Origin of the sequence: Paenibacillus sp. Y5S-9 (assembly GCF_036894235.1) — a bacterium.
Taxonomy (GTDB): Bacteria; Bacillota; Bacilli; order Paenibacillales; family Paenibacillaceae; genus Paenibacillus.
Window position 1 is genome coordinate 2,775,579 of sequence record NZ_CP145887.1, and the last position, 17,090, is coordinate 2,792,668.

The following is a 17,090-nucleotide window of genomic DNA, read 5'->3' on the forward strand; positions in this document are numbered from 1 at the left end:
CTCATTTATATATCGTAATGGTTTCGTAATACTTCGCTTAGAGAATCGTAAGCAATCTTGCTTATTGTAATCCATGTAAGTAATAAACGAATGGAGAGTGATAAGAATGATGAAAACAAATAAGAGCAAAAAAGCGATGGTAGCAGCGGTATTGATGATGTCTATGGCCTTTTCTGGATTGGCAAGTGCTGCAGATATGAAAACGATTAAAAAGGATGGCATGGAGCTTGTTCAATTGAGACAGGCAGCCAAAATGTATGATTACAGCATTATGTGGGACAGCAAGGACAGATCTGTAACTTTGATGTATATGGGCAAAATGGACGACAAGATGATGAAAGACGACAACATGATGGAAGACGACATGATGATGAAAGATGACAACATGATGGAAGAAACGATGATGCCTGCGGGGAAAACGATTAAGTTGTGGATTGGATCGAAAAAAATCATGGTAGACGGTATGCAAGTTAACTTGAAATCGATGCCTGTCATCCATGAAGGGAATTCTTATGCGGCTGAATCTGTAATTAAACAGTACATGATGCCAGTCATGGGAATGAAGTAATTTAAGGGCTAAGCATCGCCATCACCATATGATATGATTGGCTCAAATGTATTTTCTGGAATATGGGGTGGGTTCGTTTGAATGAATGTGTACTGGTTGCTGATGATGATACAAATATTACCGACGTTTGTCGCAGGTATCTGGAACGGGAAGGTTATCTCGTCGTGACGGCCAAGGATGGTTTGGAGGCTATAGAGCTGTGGCACAGCCAAACGCCAAGCTTGATCGTGCTCGACCTGATGATGCCACATAAGAATGGCTGGGAAGTTTGCAACGAGATTCGGCAAACTGAGGATGTGCCCATTGTAATGCTGACGGCCCGGGGTGAGGAACAGGATCGTCTGATGGGACTGACGATGGGGGCGGATGATTATCTGACCAAACCTTTTAGTCCGAGAGAACTTGTTTTGCGTGTGAAGGCAATCCTGCGGAGAATGCGAATTGCGCAGGCATCACCTGTTACAACATCTGAATATACGATCAATTATGAAGGGCTTACCATTGATTTTACCAAGCGTGAAGTGCACATCAGCGGGCAGGCCATTGAATTGACAGTTACAGAGTTTGAGATGTTGTATTTGCTGGCAAGTCACCCGGGTCAGGTGTTCTCCCGTAACCAGATGTTAAGCAAGATTTGGGATTTTAGCTATGAGGGAGATACAACAACGGTGACTGTACATGTTCGGAGATTACGAGAGAAGATCGAACAGAATCCTTCTGATCCAAAATATATTAAAACAGTTTGGGGTATAGGCTACAAGTTTGCGGGTGGCAGTTCATGAAACTTCGCACGTACTTGGTATTGTCCAGTCTCACAGGCATTGGCGTATTATTAATTTGTTTGTTCATCAGTTATTCCAAAATGCTGCTTACGATCGAACAATTGTATTGGTTATCGGCTATAACGGCAGGGGTAGGCTTACTTTCGTTTATTCTTCAATATCTGCTGACTAAGCCATTAGAGAAATCAATTGCGCGAATTACACAGCAGACAATACGCATTGCTGAAGGGGATTTCCATACGGAAGTCCCTCTCATCGGTACGCAGGAATTTAAGCTCCTGGCACAGCAATTTAATGAAATGAGTTCCAAGCTGAAGGAAAGCTTTGATCATCTGCATCACTCAGAAACCGCGAGACGAGAGTTGATCGCCAATGTTTCCCATGATTTACGGACTCCATTGGCATCCATTCAGTCATTCGTCGAAGCGTTGGAGGATGATGTCATTCAGGATAAAGAAACCTTTCAACGTTACCTGAACACGATACGACTTGAAACGAAGCGTTTGGGAGGGCTTATTCAAGATTTGTTCGAATTATCCAGCCTGGAAGCGAAAGGGGATGTATTTGACCCTCAGCCTTGTCACGTCGATGAGTTGCTGCTCAGTACGTTGGAGAGTTTTTCGTTTCATCTCGCTGAGAAAACGCTGAACGTTGAAATCGATTTGCCCGATAAATTACCAGCCGCGGTCATGATGCCTGCACAAATGAAGCGGGTCCTTTCCAATTTGCTGCAAAATGCCATTCAATACTCTCCTGTTGAAGGAAAAATCATTTTGGCTGCCGAAGAGAAGGGGCCGTTTATACGAATTTCAGTTACGGATGAAGGGGAAGGCATTGAAGCGGAGGAAACTTCGCGGATATTTGAACGTTTTTATCGAATTGACAAATCCCGTAGCAAGAGTAATGGTGGGGCCGGGCTTGGCCTTGCCATCGCTCAATCGATTGTGGAACTCCATGGTGGCGAGATCGGGGTTCAGAGTACAAAAGGAGAAGGAAGCTGCTTCTGGTTCACGCTTCCGATCTACGTCAGTCGTTAACCTTGGTTAATCAAACGTAGTATTTATTCAGGTGGTGAATGACTTGACCAGTGATTTGGTTTTTCTTTTCGGGGTTTTTGGTGCAGGATTGTTATCGTTTTTTGCGCCATGTATTCTGCCGCTGATCCCGGTATATGTGTCTTATCTATCCGGAAGCATGGTCAACGGTACGAATCAGCAGCAGCCTGACACCAATTCGGTTCGGTTGCGGTCCACACTTGTTTTGCGGACATTTTTATTTGTTCTTGGGCTGTCCCTGGTATTTGTTTTACTCGGTTTTGGTTCTGGCATCGTTGGTAATTTGATCTCAAGTCCTGTGTTTATTGCGATCTGCGGAGCCATCGTAGTGCTTTTCGGGATTTATCAAACCGGGTTGATCCGACTATCCTGGCTGGAACGGGAGAGAAAGCTGTCAAACGATCATGCCAGACGAGGAGGGTATGTCGGAGCGTTCCTGCTGGGTCTGACGTTTAGTTTTGGCTGGACGCCTTGTATTGGGCCCGTGCTGGCGGCCATTCTTGGTATCGCCGCAGGTGAAGGCTCTCCACTGTATGGTGGGTTTCTCATGTTCCTGTATACCCTTGGGTTAGCGATTCCTTTTCTGATTCTGTCCGTTTTTTCGGAATATGTTATGAAGCGGATACGTCGTTTATACAGGTACATGGGTGTCATCAAAATAACCTCCGGCTGTATTCTTATTGTAATGGGACTATTGTTAATGACAGACCGACTAAACAGCTTGGTGACCTGGTTTCAATAATCATTGGAGGAATTTGGTATGAAGATGGCACGGAAATGGATGGTAACTGTAATCGTATTTGCTGGAGTCCTGTTGATCTTGAGCGCATGTGGATCACAGCAAACTGAATCAAAACAAACGGGGTCAACATCAACCCCAGCATCAACATCTGATATGAGTTCGTCAACCATGATGAACAAGGGAGAGACGGCTCCTGAATTTTCATTGCTTGATCTGAAAGGAAACACGGTTGGACTTTCTGATGTTCAAGGCAAGAAAGTGTATGTGAAATATTGGGCTTCCTGGTGTTCCATCTGCCTTGCGGGTTTGGAAGACCTGAACAATCTGGCTGGTCAAAACAATGATTTTCAAGTTATTACGATTGTGACGCCGGACTACAAAGGAGAGAAATCCTCCCAAGCGTTTACCGAATGGTTTGACCAACAGCCATATGATAACATAACTGTTCTTTTGGATGAGAAAGGTGTATGGGCCAAGGAATTTGGTGTAAGAGCATATCCTAGTTCCTTTTATATTGGCTCTGATGGTATTTTAGCGAAATCGCAGCCAGGGCATGCATCCAATGAACAGATCATGGAATCATTACAAGAGATTTTGTGAGAAGGGAGGAAGTGTCATGAAAAGGACGCTGCTTGGCCTGTGCCTCCTTGTTATAGCGATAGTTGTGTCTGCTTGTGGAAACAGGGCTGAGAGCCATTCAGCTGCATCTTCATCTTCGATATCCACTCAACCTGTCAAGGCATCGAGTGTCTCCGAGGAAAACCTGAGTAACCTGTACTTGGCAGGAGGCTGTTTCTGGGGTGTGGAGGCATATATGGCTCGTATTCCGGGGGTTCAGGATGTGACTTCCGGTTATGCCAACGGGGAAGGAGAGAATCCAACCTATGAGGATGTTATTCGCGGGGACCAAGGGTTTGCGGAGACTGTTCATGTAAAATATGATCCGCAGCAAGTATCTTTGCAGAAATTGCTTGAATCTTATTTTCGAGTTATTGATCCTACCAGCTTGAATAAGCAGGGCAATGATCGTGGCATTCAGTATCGGACTGGAATCTATTATACGTTGCCTGAAGATGCCAAAATCATTGAGCAAGCTGTAGAGGCAGAGCAAGAAAAATATGACCAACCCATCGTAACGGAAGTAATGCCTCTGCAGAATTATTATTTGGCGGAGGAGTACCATCAGGATTATTTGGAAAAAAATCCGAACGGATATTGTCACATTGATATGACTGTCCTGGATGACCTGGAGATTGGAATTGATCCCGCTCAATATCCACGTCCAACAGATGAACAATTAAAGGAACGATTAACAGACGAACAGTATGCGGTTGCGGTAAACAATGATACGGAGCATGCGTTCAGTAACGAATATTGGGATAATGAGGAGCCCGGTCTGTATGTGGATATTGCAACGGGAGAGCCGTTATTCACCAGTCGAGATAAGTATGATTCCGGTTGCGGGTGGCCGAGTTTTACAAAACCGATTGTACCTGAGGTTGTTACCTATACAACGGATACGAGCTTTGGTATGGATCGCACGGAGGTACGAAGCCGGGCAGGTGACATCCACCTCGGTCATGTGTTCGATGATGGTCCCGAAGATCGCGGCGGCAAACGTTACTGTATTAACAGTGCATCGATCCGGTTTATTCCGTTAGACAAGATGGAGGAAGAAAGATACGGGTATTTACTGTCATTTATCGAGTAGAGAAGGGCAGCTGACTTTATCAAAACATAATAAGGCCATAATTTTAGAACGGTTGAGATCTCTCTATGAGGGATTTCGACCGTTTTTTATTTTGCGGCATCTAACAAAAACGAAGGTAGGCTTCAAAGATGGTTGCATCATTGCTATAATTGATAATCATTATCAATTATGGGTGGGTTTTTAGTCACAATGCCAGGGTATTGTGCATGTTTGATTGCTTAGGAGAGGGAGTTTATATGGGAATTCAGAATGACATCAAGCTGTGGGATCAGGTACAGGTTCGCGTGCTTGATGTGCGTCTTATATCACTCGTAACACACGAGTTCATACGCAATTATGTGTTACCGACGAGTGCATTTGTGTATGTTCGAGGCAGGGGGCAGGTCTGGCTGGATGAAGAGGTGTGGACTACAAGCCAGTTCTTGCTGCTGCATGGGGGGAAAGGAAGACGTCTGACACTTGAAGCGACAGGGGTTATGGAGGTACATCTGATTTTGTACAAATCAACCTTGCCCTCCAATGTGCTTGTGGAGTACCGAATGATGTTGAACCAGCGTAATCCGTTTGAAGAGTCCTGGGCGACAGTGCCGGATCATACACTTGAGTTACGTGAGCTTGTGCGGAATATACATGAATGCTGGTCAGGGCAGGAGCAAGTGGGCAAAATTCAGGTCAAAGTGTATTTTTTTCAACTGGTACAACTTGTATTGTTACAGCGGAGTCGCATGTTTAACGAAGTTCAACAGCCTTCGCTTACCGATCAGGTTTTGCGATATCTCAAAGCTCATTACCGGGAATCCATCTCACTTGATTCGCTTGCCCAGTCCTTGAGTTACAGTCCGCAATATTTATCACGTAAATTCAAGGAACAGACGGGATGTACACCGACAGAATATGTGATTCGGTTACGAATGAGTGAGGCAAGGAGTCTGCTTGCGTCCACAGAAGCTTCATTACAGGAGATTGCCGCGTATGTGGGTTATATGGACCCGTTTTATTTCAATCGTATATTCAAAAAAGAGACCGGTATCACACCGAGGCAATATCGGTTGAAGCAGCAGGATAACTCGAAATCAGTTTCAAAAAGTACATTAAATGCAACAAATCAATCCATTGTAACAGGAGGGGATGAACGTTATCCTTTAATTGATGATGATAATCATTATCAATATGAGGGAGATGAGGAAATCAACATGTTTAACCATTTTAAATCAGCGATCATGTCGCTTGCGCTTGTACTCACATTGAGTGCTTGTGGAACAGCCCAGCAGGGGGCAGAAACATCCGAAGTTGCTGCTGAACCCGAACAACCGGCAGTCGTGGAAACCCAAATGGTAAATACGACCTTTGGTGAGGTAGAGATTCCTGCACATCCGGAGCGAGTTGCTGCCATTGATTATCTGGGAACGGTGCTTGCTCTTGGTGTCAAACCGATAGGTGGAGGCCAATTTCTGATGAACAGTCCTTATCTTGAAGGTCACATGGATGGTCTTGAAACGATAGGGGATTCCGTTGAACAATTGATGGAACTGGAACCTGATCTCATTATTACATTGAATCCGGACAAGGCTGCTTATGAGAAATACAGCAAGATTGCTCCAACCGTTTCGATCGCATCCATCACATTCCCGACACTGAAAGATGAAGTGAACTATTTCGGTAAAGTCCTTGGCAAAGAAGCGGAAGCAGAGAAGTGGCTGGCTGATTTTGATGAGGAGATTGCCAAAATCAAGCAGGAGGTGCAGAGCGTTGTTCCAGCTGACGCTACATTCTCCGTTATGCAGGAATATGATCGCCAAGTCTTCATATTTGGCAATCAGTCGGGCCGGGGAGGGCGTAACATCTACGAATTGCTTGGATTGCAAGCGCCAAAGAACATTCCATCCGAGTTGATGCAGGGCGCCTACCATGAATTCTCCATAGAATTGCTTTCGAAGTATGCCGGAGATTACATTGTGCTGACCAGCAAGTCTCAGCTAAAAGATCTTCAGGCAGATCCGATCTGGGGTTCATTGCCTGCTATCAAAAATGGAAAAGTGTACATATGGACGGAAGAACAATCCTGGTTCCGTGACCCTATTGCCTTGTTGAAACAGACACAGGATCTGGCTGAATGGATTATTGGACTTAATACACCGTCTAAGTAAGGAACTTCAAAAAAACCGTGCCGCCCATTTTGCTGAGCAGCACGGTTTTTTATATTCTTATGTAGGACTGAACAGTAGAGGGGATTAGCTGTCTGTACGGAGATGAAGTAGCAGTGTGAATACCGTATAAGAGTTTATTCGCTCTTTTGTTCGTTCTGAATTTCTTGCAGATCCTCCAGCTGGAGTGTAAGGTCGTTCTCGGGGTTTGCACTCACAATGACTTCTGACTGTGATTGTTGCTGACCTGGCTGATTCGACTTGGCGGCAGGTTTAATCACGTAGAGACTTTGAACGGAGTTGAGCAGGCTGGCAGGGGTGTCTTCATACGTTTCCAGGAAGAGTACATAGTCTTTGGTAGGAATCAGCTTGAGGTTGTCATCATTAATAATCTCGGTGTTGCCTAGTTGTCCGCCAAGTTGCTTCACTTCAAGTTTTTCCCCGGCAGTGTAACCGCCTTTATAGGATTCAGCGACCTGAATCGTGTGGATCGTATAGATTTTGTCAAAAGAAGATGGCTCTCCGCCCGGATCGGACGCGGGGGTTAACTCGTTTTCATTAGCAGCATCAGTAACTTGTGCGATATCGTTTAAAGCTTCCACACGAGTCTCAACAACACTGCCTTTCACAATCGTATTTGCTCTCTCGGACAGGTCGCCAATGCTGGCATAACTCGGGTAATCTTCAGAAGCAATAATGGTCATGGGTGCATCGGATGTGGACGCGGTAGGTGTAACAGAAGAACATCCAACAGCAGATAAAATGGAAATGGAAGAGAGAAGCAGCGTTAATACTCGATTTTTGTTCATGGATAGGGATCCTCCTTGGATTTTTGGGATAAGTTCGTAGCGGATTAGTACTTGGATCTTACGTTATTGATATCAAAAGTTTGGGGTTGGGTCATGGAATTGCGGTTGCGGGAGTAAGACATAATGGAAGGACTGCTTGTTGTTGGGTTGTCACCGAGCCAGATGGAGTGACCGAGTTCGTGGACAAATACGCTTTGAATGAAGTTGGATAAGTTGGTTGCGTCAGGGGTGATTGTGGATGCATTGAGTTCGATGCGGAAGCTTACGACTTGACTGCCGGATACGGAGGCGTAGTTGACACCATATGCTGTATTATTGAAGTTTCCTGCGGTGATGGTGTTTGGGGAGTTACTTGTTTTGGTGAATTTAACTTTGGCACCTGCATTGTTCCAGTTGGTAAGGGAAGCGTCCATGGGAGTCTGCCATGAGGAGGCGTAATTATACGTACGAATGGGAATGGTGGTGCTGGGATAACCGTAGGTCAGAAAGGTTGCCGCATAGATGGTACTGCCAAACATCGCAATCGCTGAGAACAACATGATGCTCATTAAAAACTTCCTTTTCATACTTAAAACCTCCAATAAATGTATTTTATTCTCTATTATAGTAACAAGTAATATTTGAGTTGAAATGAGTCCGAGGTCGTTGTTTTTGTCGTGAAAAACATGAAATATATCTAGATCAGACCCTAATGGTGTCAAAATAAGTCATTTTCTGTTCGATATGCATGCATAATTTCCCTGAAATAACAGACAATACGTACAACTTCTCACAGGGAAAGGTAGTGCTTGAGCATGTGCAACCGTTTTTCATTGGCAGCCGATTTGGACCAAGTCAGAGATCATTTCAAAATTCAGCGAGTGATGTATTATTACAAAAACCGATACAATATCAGCCCAACCCAGCATACGCCGATTATTTTGCATCAGGATGGTGAGCGTGTATTGGATGAGTTCCGGTGGGGGTTCATTCCATTCTGGGGTCGTGATGCTGTTAACGCGAATCTCATGACGGTACATGAGAATCCTTCCTATTACAAACTGGTAGAGACCAAGCGCTGCGTCATTCCCTGCAATGGATTATATTACTGGCGGCAAGAGGGCAAAAAAAGTTATGCAGTTCGTGTTGTCATGCCGGATCGCGGTCTGTTCGGCATTGCTGGGTTATACGAGGTGTGGAGAGATACGCGGAAAGAGCCGCTTCGGACCTGCACGATGCTTATGACAGGCGCGAACATGGTTACACGTGAATTTGGCAGTAAAATGCCGGCGATCCTCTCCGAAGAAGAGATCAACACTTGGCTTGATCCGGCTAATACACGAGTGACACAATTGCTACCGCTATTGAAATCTTATAACAGTACAGAGATGAATCTGTATCCAGTCACCCCAATGGTCGCCAACGATGAACACGATTGTTACGAATGCGTGGAAGAGATGGATCAGAAGCTGGCTTACGTTCGGAGTTTCTGAATTTCCTTTGGATGATGTGAAGAAGATGAAGAGGGCTGAGAGTCTGGAGACACTCTGCTCTTTTTTTCTTTCAGAAAATGAAAAGTTGCAATTGCAGTGAAACGTAACTATAATCATTACAGTAAGTGAACGCATATATTCATATATCTATTAAAAGAGATATTTATAATCAGGAGGGAACCACGAATGAATCCAAAGTTTAACCAGATGTTTGAACAAGTTTCACTGCCGACTGGTATTACACTGAAAAACCGTATCGTGCTCGCTCCCATGACTCATATGTCCTCGAATGCTGATGGTACGATATCTGACGCTGAACTTGCTTATTATGCACGTCGCACAGGCGGTGCTGGCATGTCGATTACGGCTGTAGGGCATGTAACAGAGTATGGCATTGGTTTCCCGGCTCAGTTTGGCGTATATGATGACCGCTTCATTCCTGGTCTAAAGAAACTGGCTGACACCATGAAACAACAAGGCTCCGTTGCCGTATTGCAAATTTTCCATGCGGGCCGTCTGACACCTGAACAAGCTGTACCTGCGGGTCAAGTGGTTGCTCCTAGTGCGGTTGCGAGTGAGCGTCCAGGATCACCTGAACCAAGAGAGTTGACGGATGCCGAGATTACTTCCATTATCAAAGACTTTGGTGAAGCGACACGTCGTGCAATCGAAGCCGGATTTGATGGTGTTGAGATTCACGGTGCTAATGGTTATCTGATCCAGCAATTCTTCTCCCCGCATTCCAACCGACGTGAAGATCGTTGGGGCGGAAGTGTAGAGAAACGTCTGACATTCCCGCTTGCTGTAGTGGATGAGATTCAGAAAGTTGTTGCCGAACATACCAAACTGCCGTTCATCATTGGATACCGTTTCTCCCCGGAGGAACCGGAAACACCGGGACTCACAATGGAAGATACGTATGCACTGGTGGATGCGCTTAAAGATAAAAACCTGGATTACCTGCACGTTTCCCTGAACGAATTCTGGTCCAAGCCAAGACGTGGCGAAGCAGATACACGTTCTAGAATGGAATTCATCCTGGATCGTGTGAACGGCAAATTGCCTGTAATTGGCGTAGGTTCAATTCATACGGCTGATCAGGCTGCTGAGGCACTTCAAACGGGAGTACCACTACTTGCCATTGGACGTGAGCTGATTATTGAACCGGATTGGGTTGAGAAAATCGAGAGCGGACGTGAAGAAGACATCGAGACGATTCTGACCAAATCCGATCAGGAACGTCTGGTTATCCCTGACGGATTGTGGAATGCAATCATCCACACGCCAGGCTGGTTCCCTATGGCAGAAGATAAATAACATACACTTCAGAACTGGAATGGAGGGGGCGAAAGCTCCCTCTTTTTGCACATGGTCCAGATTCTTCTTGTCATCGCTCTGTGGTATGATGGATGAACAGGATCAACTGGATAATCAACGGTTTGGAGTGAAGGAATATGCTCGTAGCTGAACGGTATGAGAAAATAGTGGAATGGGTGGATACGCAAGGTAGCATGCGTGTGACCGAACTTAGTGAGCGCTGCGGGGTGACGGAGGAGACGATTCGCCGTGATCTGGACAAGCTCGAACAGGCGGGCAGGCTCAGAAGGTCCCATGGCGGGGCGGTCAGCGTAAAATACAAGGAAGAGTTACAGTCGGAGATTCCGTATCCGGAACGGGCTGTAGCCCATGCCGAAGAGAAGCGCAGAATTGCAAGCGAAGCGGTGAAAATGGTGGAATCCGGCGACCGGATCGCTCTTGATGCAAGTACAACGGCGTGGTATATGGCGGCAGGATTGCCAAACATTCCACTGACGGTATTAACCAACTCGATTAAAGTCGCCGCAGAGCTGAGTAACAAGGAGCAGATTCGTGTGATTGCCACAGGTGGGCAACTGGCTTCGAAGTCACTGTCTTTTGTAGGACCGCTGGCGGAACGTTCGCTTGATGCCTATCATGTGGATAAAGTATTCCTGTCTTGTAAAGGTGTGCATCTGACCAAAGGTATCAGTGAATCCAATGAATTACAGGCTTTGGTGAAGCAGAAAATGATCCATATTGCGGATGAGGTCATTTTACTTGCAGATTCCAGCAAATTTAACATACAGGCGTTTACCAGAGTTGCTGAGATGAGCAGTGTGGGCAAAGTGATTACAGATCAGGGCGTAGATGAAGAGCACGTTAGCGCATTGATTGAGCAGAATATTACGTGTATACGTGTGTAAACAAGAAAGGAATGAATGTCATGAAACATCCTTTTCATCTGAAAGCGGTATGGAATGGTGGGCGTAACAGTGAGGGAACAATCGATGCAGGTGGGTTAAAAACGGTCATATCGATTCCGCAGGAGATGGGCGGACCCGGTACGGGAACTAACCCGGACGAGATGCTGCTGGGTGCAGCCTCCACCTGTTACCTGATCACGCTGGCAGCGATGCTGGAGCGTTCGGATATTACGCCAGATGAATTAACGCTTGAATCGGAAGCAACGGTAGATGTTACAAATAACGTATTTACGTACGAACGGATCGTACATAGACCCCGGATTGTGCTCAGCGCAGATGCTTCAGAGGCGGATCTGACCAAGGCTGAGCGCTTGGCGCATAAGGCTGAATCCTCCTGTATGATCTCCCGAGCGGTGGCAGGTAATGTCCAGATGGAGACACAGCCGGTCATTGTTACTACAGGAGCTAACGCGGTGTGATATACTGAAGAATAGACAATTCTAGTTGTCATTTGTGTAAAATAAGGAGTAATTCGGTATGAACACACAGAAGCGCAAGACTAACCGCTGGGTACGTTTAACACGTGCTATGAAGCTGAATTTTCTCAAATTGTTACGTGCTCCCGGAGGTGCCCATAAAGTATCTACCGGATTTGCCATAGGGTTCGGACTGGAATTAATCGTGATCTCGACCGCTTCCCTGATATATCTCGTATTTTATCCGATTGTGCGACTGTCTGGGGGTTCGATGCCAGCAGCGATTGTTGGTAATGTGATCGGGAAACTTACGTTTTTACCTATTATCCTGATGCCACTCGCCAAACAAATTGGCTCATGGATACTGCCTGCTCACAGCATGGGACAGGGACTGGTACACGAGAGTGCATTCATGGAGCTGTTTCGTGGGAACTGGTCGGCCGTGAGTGAATTGTTGCTTGGTGGACTGGATATTCTGGCAGGCATGTCCGTGTTTGGTGTCATTCTGGGTGTGATTTCGTACTTTGTCGTGAAATTCTTCTACGTCAGAGCGCTCAACCGGCGTTATGAACGCCGGCTGGAGAAACGCCGACAAGCGGATATTGCTTCGGTATCACCTCCGGTATTAATTAGGAAGCCATCACAATCATAATGGGCAGCATCAACATGGATGCAGCGGTGGTCCACAGAATGCAGCGGGATACAAACTGCGGAGAAGCATTGAACTGTTCAGCCAAAATAACGGCGTTCACTGCGGTCGGCATCGATGCGAGGATCAGCAGCACACTGAACAACGTGCCTTCGACCTGAAGCGCGGTCAGTATCAGCCAGGACAGGATCGGCGCAGCTGCGAGACGGACTACAAGCCCGGTCCAGAAAGCTCGGCGTACATTGGGCAGCCAAGGTGCCGTTGCACCTTTTGGTCTGAGCATCTGTGCTCCCAGAATGGCGAGAACGACAGGAGAGTAGCCCGCAGCCAGCATGGAAATCCCTCCATCCAGCGCTTCAGGCAGGCTCAGATTGGACGCACGCAGCGCAATGGCGATGCCAGCAGCATAGATGGATGGCATGCGGAAAACGGACAGAATCGCATCTTTCACCGTGAATTCGGATCGCGCGGCAAAAAAGATACCTACCGTATTAACAATGATCATCTGTCCAATGACGTAGACGGAAGCCTTGTCCAGTCCAAGCTGACCAAAGGCAAGCAGTACAAGCGGGAGCCCGTAATTCACGCAGTTCGTAAACGTGGAGACGAGGGTGAGGCCCGCTTTTTCGCTTGCACCCAGACGGAAAACCCGGCTTAACAGCTCGGCGAGTGCCCACAGAGCAATCAGATTAATAATAGAGAACCAGAACGTGCTGGTGACGTCCGTCCAGGTAATCTCGGCATGCAGCAATGTATTGAAGATGAGTGCAGGGCTCAAAATATAAAGGGAAAAGGTCGAGAGCGACCGGGTATCCCAATTTTTGAAGCGTTTTAACAGAATTCCTCCAATCACGGGAAGTGATATCGGCAGGAACACATGGTATAAGGTGAGTAAAAATGAGTGAAGCAATGCAATTCAGTCCCTTCTGGATGAAAAACCTATCTTATCATAGCAGAAGATGCACCTCATATGAATGGATTTCAGTATGATCATGTGTAGTAATCGCCTTGCTTAACTAAGGATTTCCCTGATGTGCAGCGACAGCGGATTGCTATTTTGATATGGCAGATTTATTATAGGAGAGGTGCAACAAGATTACATACACATAGAGGAGGAAACTGTAATGAGTGAATCAAAACGCTTGCTCGTACTTGCTGGCTCTTACGCCGAAGCGGAAAATGAGGGCATTTATGCATATGAATTGAATGAGGATACAGGCAGCTTGTCCAAGCTTGACGGCATCGCGGGCGTGAAAAACCCAACGTTTGTCAACGTGGATGCTGAAGGAAACAAACTGTATGCGATTGGTGAAACAGCGTCAGCTGAAGGCAACAAAATGTCTGAAGCTGTAGCTCTGAGCATTGATCCTTCTACAGGAAAATTAACGTTGCTGAACCGGAATGACTCCATTTCAGCACCACCATGTCATATCCAGCGTGATCCTTCCGGCAAATACTTGATTCTCTCCAGCTACCACGGTGGTCTGGTAGGTCTGCAAGCCTTGACGGATAACGGTGAAGTTGGAGCGCTTCTGGACGAGAAGAAACATGAAGGACAAGGTGCGCATCCTGAGCGTCAGGACAAGCCACATGTTCACTCCGCATTCTTCAGCCCGGATGGTAAATACATGATCGTACAGGATCTGGGCGCAGATAACATCGCGATCTATTCCATTGATGCAGACAAAAATGAACTTGTGCTGCACAGTGAAACCAAAACGCATCCGGGAGCTGGCCCACGACACTTGGCGTTCCACCCGAATGGTCAATTCGCATATGTCATCAATGAAGTGGATTCTTCCATTACTTCGTTCAAATATGATGCAGCAGCGGGCACGTTGACTGAATTGTCTACAGTATCTACACTGCCTGATGGATATGATGGCAAAGAGAATACAACAGCTGAAATCACTGTTTCCAATGATGGACGTTATGTATATGGTTCTAACCGTGGACATGACAGCATCGTTGTATTTGCAGTAGATGCAGACAAAGGTCACCTGACACTGGTTGAGCATGTATCTGCTGAAGGTGAGCACCCGCGTCACTTTGCTCTGACACCTAACGGCAAATTGCTGATCGCAGCTAACCGCGATACAAACAACCTCGTGACATTCACGGTAGATCAGGAGAGCGGACGTTTGAAATACACAGGTCACAGCACAGGTGTATCCAAGCCGGTATGCGTGAAACCAGTATATCTGTAAAATGATAAATTTCTAAACCAGCCCTGGCTGGATTGAAAATGATAAAGATAACGACCCTGCCATGTGGCGGGGTCTTTTATATTGAATATCTAATGGGATGATTAGGCTGTTGTTCTGCTTAAGCGTGCGGATTGGAACACAGGATTAATCCTATATTAGATTCACCTAACAACGAATAATTATCAATAGTATCGCCCAGGTAACTACCCCACTTCAAAGTGCGTACTTCCTGAATGGATAGTCAGGGTCTACAATGAGTGAGTAGCCAAAACAAACACTGCATGCATCTGAACAGACAAATAGGTGCAAGCTAAATATCTAATTATTATTTTTACAGGAACGACTCATACTTGAACAACAAAGGAGAAATAAATGATGAAATTGCAATTGGCGCTCGACTTGGTAAATATCCCTGAAGGTATCGCACTGGTTAAAGAGGTTGAACAATATATTGATATCGTTGAGATTGGTACTCCAATCGTAATTAATGAAGGTTTACACGCCGTAAAAGCGATGAAAGAAGCATTCCCTAATCTGCAAGTTCTTGCAGACCTTAAAATCATGGACGCTGGTGGTTATGAAATCATGAAAGCAGCTGAAGCTGGTGCGGATCTGATCACTGTGCTTGGGGCAACCAATGACAGCACGATCAAAGGTGCAGTAGCAGAAGCGAAGAAACAAAACAAACAAGTTCTTGTGGACATGATCAACGTGCCTAACCTTGAACAACGTGCTCGTGAAATTGATGCGCTTGGCGTAGATTACATCTGTGTACACACAGGTTATGACCTGCAAGCTGAAGGACAAAGCCCGTTCGAAGATCTGCAAACGATCAAAGCTGCTGTGAAAAACGCTAAAACGGCTGTCGCTGGTGGAATCAAGCTGGAAACATTGCCAGAAGTAATCAAAGCACAACCGGATCTGGTTATTGTAGGCGGCGGTATCACAGGACAAGCAGACAAAGCCGCAGTTGCAGCTGAAATGCAACGTCTCGTTAAACAAGGGTAAGCAGATGAGCAAAACACAGTACGCAGCTGACATCTTGAAGGAGCTGGAACGTACGCTAAGCCAGATCGACGATGCAGAGATGCAAGCGATGGCTGAACACATTCTGGCTGCGGAACAGATTTTTGTGGCTGGAGCAGGTCGGTCAGGACTTATGGGAAAGGCTTTTGCCATGAGACTGATGCAGATGGGGCTTCGTGTATATGTGGTGGGTGAGACCGTTACACCTGGGATCAGCTCGAAGGACTTTCTCTTGTTATGCTCAGGCTCAGGAGAAACAGGCAGTCTGGTAGCGATGGCTCAGAAAGCTAGTAAGGCAGGTGCACCTGTCGGTCTGATTACGATCAAGCCAGAGTCCACGATTGGACAATTGGCAACTACGGTAGTACGTCTTCCGGCTTCAGCCAAAGAGGACACAGCAACTTCCGGAGCGGATGTAACCATTCAGCCGATGGGCTCGTTGTTCGAACAAGGACTGTTAATCGGCATGGATGCTCTCATCCTTACGATGATGGAAATGAAGGGTATGACCGGAGCGGATATGTTTGGCCGCCACGCGAACCTGGAATAGTGAATAGATGAAAGACCGGAATCCTTTGATTATGAAGGGTTCTGGTCTTTTCTGCGATACATAATCATTCATCTGTATAGGTTTTATCCGTGATTTACAGTTAAACTTTGCATCCCGACCAGGCTGTAGTAGAATTAATAGATAGCTGTATCGAATGAATGTACTTATTACATCATGCATGGAGCGGAAAGCTTACCTCGTGAGAAGTGTCCCCGCGATATGTGTAATATACGCGATATAAGATTGAAGATGAGGGGGCTCGGAGCCATGGCGTCCGAAGTGAAGGAACGGATTAATCTAAAAGAAATCAACTGTGAGAAGGAATTGACCCTTGCTGTGATCGGTGGCAAGTGGAAACTGATTATTTTGTGGCACTTGGGCCTGGAAGGCACCAAACGTTTCAGTGAGCTGAAACGCCTAATCCCTCATATTACCCAGAAGATGCTGACCAACCAGCTTCGTGAGCTGGAGGAAGACAAACTGATTGAACGCAAGGTGTATGCAGAGGTACCACCTCGGGTGGAATATACGTTGACAGATCACGGTCAAAGCCTGATGCCCGTCCTGCACGCGATGTATAACTGGGGTAAAAACTATGGTGAAAATGTAATCTGGAAAGAAAGCTAATTAAGTAATATTCAGAATGACCGCTAGGTAAATGGATACTTCCATAAACC

Annotated in this window: 19 protein-coding genes; 16 read left to right on the plus strand and 3 right to left on the minus strand. The window is 46.1% G+C overall.

Annotated features, from left to right (window positions below; translation table 11 throughout):
* Positions 1-106 precede the first annotated feature (106 nt).
* The 7 genes from V6669_RS12575 (at position 107) to V6669_RS12605 (ending at position 7,005) form a co-directional block, all read left to right on the plus strand.
* Positions 107-568 (plus strand): stalk domain-containing protein, encoded by a 462-nt coding sequence (locus V6669_RS12575; RefSeq protein WP_338594091.1) that lies wholly within the window; start codon positions 107-109, stop codon positions 566-568.
* Positions 569-645: 77 nt separating this feature from the next.
* Positions 646-1,350: a response regulator transcription factor gene (locus tag V6669_RS12580; RefSeq protein ID WP_017688950.1), complete on the plus strand. Its 705-nt coding sequence runs from the start codon at positions 646-648 to the stop codon at positions 1,348-1,350.
* The gene (locus V6669_RS12585; protein ID WP_338594093.1) at positions 1,347-2,387 is read left to right on the plus strand and encodes an ATP-binding protein; all 1,041 of its coding nucleotides are present in this window, start codon (positions 1,347-1,349) and stop codon (positions 2,385-2,387) included. The genes V6669_RS12580 and V6669_RS12585 overlap by 4 nt, the downstream gene beginning before the upstream one ends.
* Before the next feature lie 34 nt (positions 2,388-2,421).
* Positions 2,422-3,147, plus strand: a complete 726-nt coding sequence (locus V6669_RS12590) for a cytochrome c biogenesis protein CcdA (protein WP_338594921.1) — start codon at positions 2,422-2,424, stop codon at positions 3,145-3,147.
* A gap of 18 nt (positions 3,148-3,165) precedes the next feature.
* Positions 3,166-3,747 carry a redoxin family protein gene (locus V6669_RS12595; protein WP_338594096.1) on the plus strand — a complete coding sequence of 194 codons (582 nt, stop codon included), beginning with the start codon at positions 3,166-3,168 and terminating at the stop codon, positions 3,745-3,747.
* 16 nt (positions 3,748-3,763) lie between these two features.
* On the plus strand, positions 3,764-4,858 hold the full coding sequence (msrB, locus tag V6669_RS12600) for a peptide-methionine (R)-S-oxide reductase MsrB (RefSeq protein WP_338594098.1): 1,095 nt from the start codon (positions 3,764-3,766) through the stop codon (positions 4,856-4,858).
* A 236-nt stretch (positions 4,859-5,094) separates the two neighbouring features.
* On the plus strand, positions 5,095-7,005 hold the full coding sequence (locus V6669_RS12605; protein WP_338594100.1) for an AraC family transcriptional regulator: 1,911 nt from the start codon (positions 5,095-5,097) through the stop codon (positions 7,003-7,005).
* A 134-nt stretch (positions 7,006-7,139) separates the two neighbouring features.
* Here V6669_RS12605 and V6669_RS12610 read toward each other — a convergent pair whose 3' ends face one another.
* The gene (locus tag V6669_RS12610; RefSeq protein WP_036670558.1) at positions 7,140-7,811 is read right to left on the minus strand and encodes a hypothetical protein; all 672 of its coding nucleotides are present in this window, start codon (positions 7,809-7,811) and stop codon (positions 7,140-7,142) included.
* 44 nt (positions 7,812-7,855) lie between these two features.
* Entirely contained in the window at positions 7,856-8,377 is a 522-nt protein-coding gene (locus V6669_RS12615) for a hypothetical protein (protein ID WP_051449705.1), read from the minus strand.
* 228 nt (positions 8,378-8,605) lie between these two features.
* Here V6669_RS12615 and V6669_RS12620 point away from each other — a divergent pair, with 228 nt between their 5' ends.
* The 5 genes from V6669_RS12620 to V6669_RS12640 all read left to right on the plus strand — a co-directional run bounded on the left by V6669_RS12620 (position 8,606) and on the right by V6669_RS12640 (position 12,633).
* Positions 8,606-9,283, plus strand: a complete 678-nt coding sequence (locus V6669_RS12620; RefSeq protein ID WP_036670560.1) for an SOS response-associated peptidase — start codon at positions 8,606-8,608, stop codon at positions 9,281-9,283.
* Positions 9,284-9,469: 186 nt separating this feature from the next.
* Complete coding sequence (locus V6669_RS12625; RefSeq protein WP_133384443.1) at positions 9,470-10,600, plus strand: NADH-dependent flavin oxidoreductase; 1,131 nt, start codon at positions 9,470-9,472, stop codon at positions 10,598-10,600.
* 137 nt (positions 10,601-10,737) lie between these two features.
* The gene (locus tag V6669_RS12630) at positions 10,738-11,505 is read left to right on the plus strand and encodes a DeoR/GlpR family DNA-binding transcription regulator (RefSeq protein WP_338594103.1); all 768 of its coding nucleotides are present in this window, start codon (positions 10,738-10,740) and stop codon (positions 11,503-11,505) included.
* A 20-nt stretch (positions 11,506-11,525) separates the two neighbouring features.
* Positions 11,526-11,984 (plus strand): OsmC family protein, encoded by a 459-nt coding sequence (locus V6669_RS12635; protein ID WP_338594104.1) that lies wholly within the window; start codon positions 11,526-11,528, stop codon positions 11,982-11,984.
* Positions 11,985-12,042: 58 nt separating this feature from the next.
* Entirely contained in the window at positions 12,043-12,633 is a 591-nt protein-coding gene (locus V6669_RS12640) for a DUF2062 domain-containing protein (RefSeq protein WP_017688937.1), read from the plus strand.
* Here V6669_RS12640 and V6669_RS12645 read toward each other — a convergent pair.
* The gene (locus V6669_RS12645) at positions 12,611-13,540 is read right to left on the minus strand and encodes an AEC family transporter (protein WP_133384446.1); all 930 of its coding nucleotides are present in this window, start codon (positions 13,538-13,540) and stop codon (positions 12,611-12,613) included. The two genes, V6669_RS12640 and V6669_RS12645, sit on opposite strands and share 23 nt — an antisense overlap.
* A gap of 214 nt (positions 13,541-13,754) precedes the next feature.
* On the opposite strand from V6669_RS12645, the gene V6669_RS12650 reads away from it, so the two are divergent.
* The 4 genes from V6669_RS12650 to V6669_RS12665 all read left to right on the plus strand — a co-directional run bounded on the left by V6669_RS12650 (position 13,755) and on the right by V6669_RS12665 (position 17,040).
* On the plus strand, positions 13,755-14,837 hold the full coding sequence (locus V6669_RS12650; protein ID WP_338594105.1) for a lactonase family protein: 1,083 nt from the start codon (positions 13,755-13,757) through the stop codon (positions 14,835-14,837).
* 375 nt (positions 14,838-15,212) lie between these two features.
* The gene (gene hxlA / locus V6669_RS12655; protein ID WP_036670570.1) at positions 15,213-15,845 is read left to right on the plus strand and encodes a 3-hexulose-6-phosphate synthase; all 633 of its coding nucleotides are present in this window, start codon (positions 15,213-15,215) and stop codon (positions 15,843-15,845) included.
* 4 nt (positions 15,846-15,849) lie between these two features.
* Positions 15,850-16,413 (plus strand): 6-phospho-3-hexuloisomerase, encoded by a 564-nt coding sequence (gene hxlB / locus V6669_RS12660; protein ID WP_338594106.1) that lies wholly within the window; start codon positions 15,850-15,852, stop codon positions 16,411-16,413.
* 267 nt (positions 16,414-16,680) lie between these two features.
* A complete protein-coding gene (locus V6669_RS12665) occupies positions 16,681-17,040 on the plus strand; it encodes a helix-turn-helix domain-containing protein (RefSeq protein WP_036608849.1) in 360 nt (119 codons plus the stop codon).
* Positions 17,041-17,090: the final 50 nt, after the last annotated feature.

Bases quoted from the DNA above. Each gene is read 5' to 3' on its own strand.
- V6669_RS12650 (WP_338594105.1), top strand. From the start codon at position 13,755: ATGAGTGAATCAAAACGCTTGCTCGTACTTGCTGGCTCTTACGCCGAA.
- msrB (WP_338594098.1), top strand. From the start codon at position 3,764: ATGAAAAGGACGCTGCTTGGCCTGTGCCTCCTTGTTATAGCGATAGTT.
- V6669_RS12620 (WP_036670560.1), top strand. From the start codon at position 8,606: ATGTGCAACCGTTTTTCATTGGCAGCCGATTTGGACCAAGTCAGAGAT.
- V6669_RS12595 (WP_338594096.1), top strand. From the start codon at position 3,166: ATGAAGATGGCACGGAAATGGATGGTAACTGTAATCGTATTTGCTGGA.
- V6669_RS12665 (WP_036608849.1), top strand. From the start codon at position 16,681: ATGGCGTCCGAAGTGAAGGAACGGATTAATCTAAAAGAAATCAACTGT.
- V6669_RS12585 (WP_338594093.1), top strand. From the start codon at position 1,347: ATGAAACTTCGCACGTACTTGGTATTGTCCAGTCTCACAGGCATTGGC.
- V6669_RS12610 (WP_036670558.1), bottom strand. From the start codon at position 7,811: ATGAACAAAAATCGAGTATTAACGCTGCTTCTCTCTTCCATTTCCATT.
- V6669_RS12605 (WP_338594100.1), top strand. From the start codon at position 5,095: ATGGGAATTCAGAATGACATCAAGCTGTGGGATCAGGTACAGGTTCGC.
- hxlA (WP_036670570.1), top strand. From the start codon at position 15,213: ATGAAATTGCAATTGGCGCTCGACTTGGTAAATATCCCTGAAGGTATC.
- V6669_RS12635 (WP_338594104.1), top strand. From the start codon at position 11,526: ATGAAACATCCTTTTCATCTGAAAGCGGTATGGAATGGTGGGCGTAAC.
- V6669_RS12615 (WP_051449705.1), bottom strand. From the start codon at position 8,377: ATGAAAAGGAAGTTTTTAATGAGCATCATGTTGTTCTCAGCGATTGCG.
- V6669_RS12630 (WP_338594103.1), top strand. From the start codon at position 10,738: ATGCTCGTAGCTGAACGGTATGAGAAAATAGTGGAATGGGTGGATACG.
- V6669_RS12625 (WP_133384443.1), top strand. From the start codon at position 9,470: ATGAATCCAAAGTTTAACCAGATGTTTGAACAAGTTTCACTGCCGACT.
- hxlB (WP_338594106.1), top strand. From the start codon at position 15,850: ATGAGCAAAACACAGTACGCAGCTGACATCTTGAAGGAGCTGGAACGT.
- V6669_RS12640 (WP_017688937.1), top strand. From the start codon at position 12,043: ATGAACACACAGAAGCGCAAGACTAACCGCTGGGTACGTTTAACACGT.
- V6669_RS12575 (WP_338594091.1), top strand. From the start codon at position 107: ATGATGAAAACAAATAAGAGCAAAAAAGCGATGGTAGCAGCGGTATTG.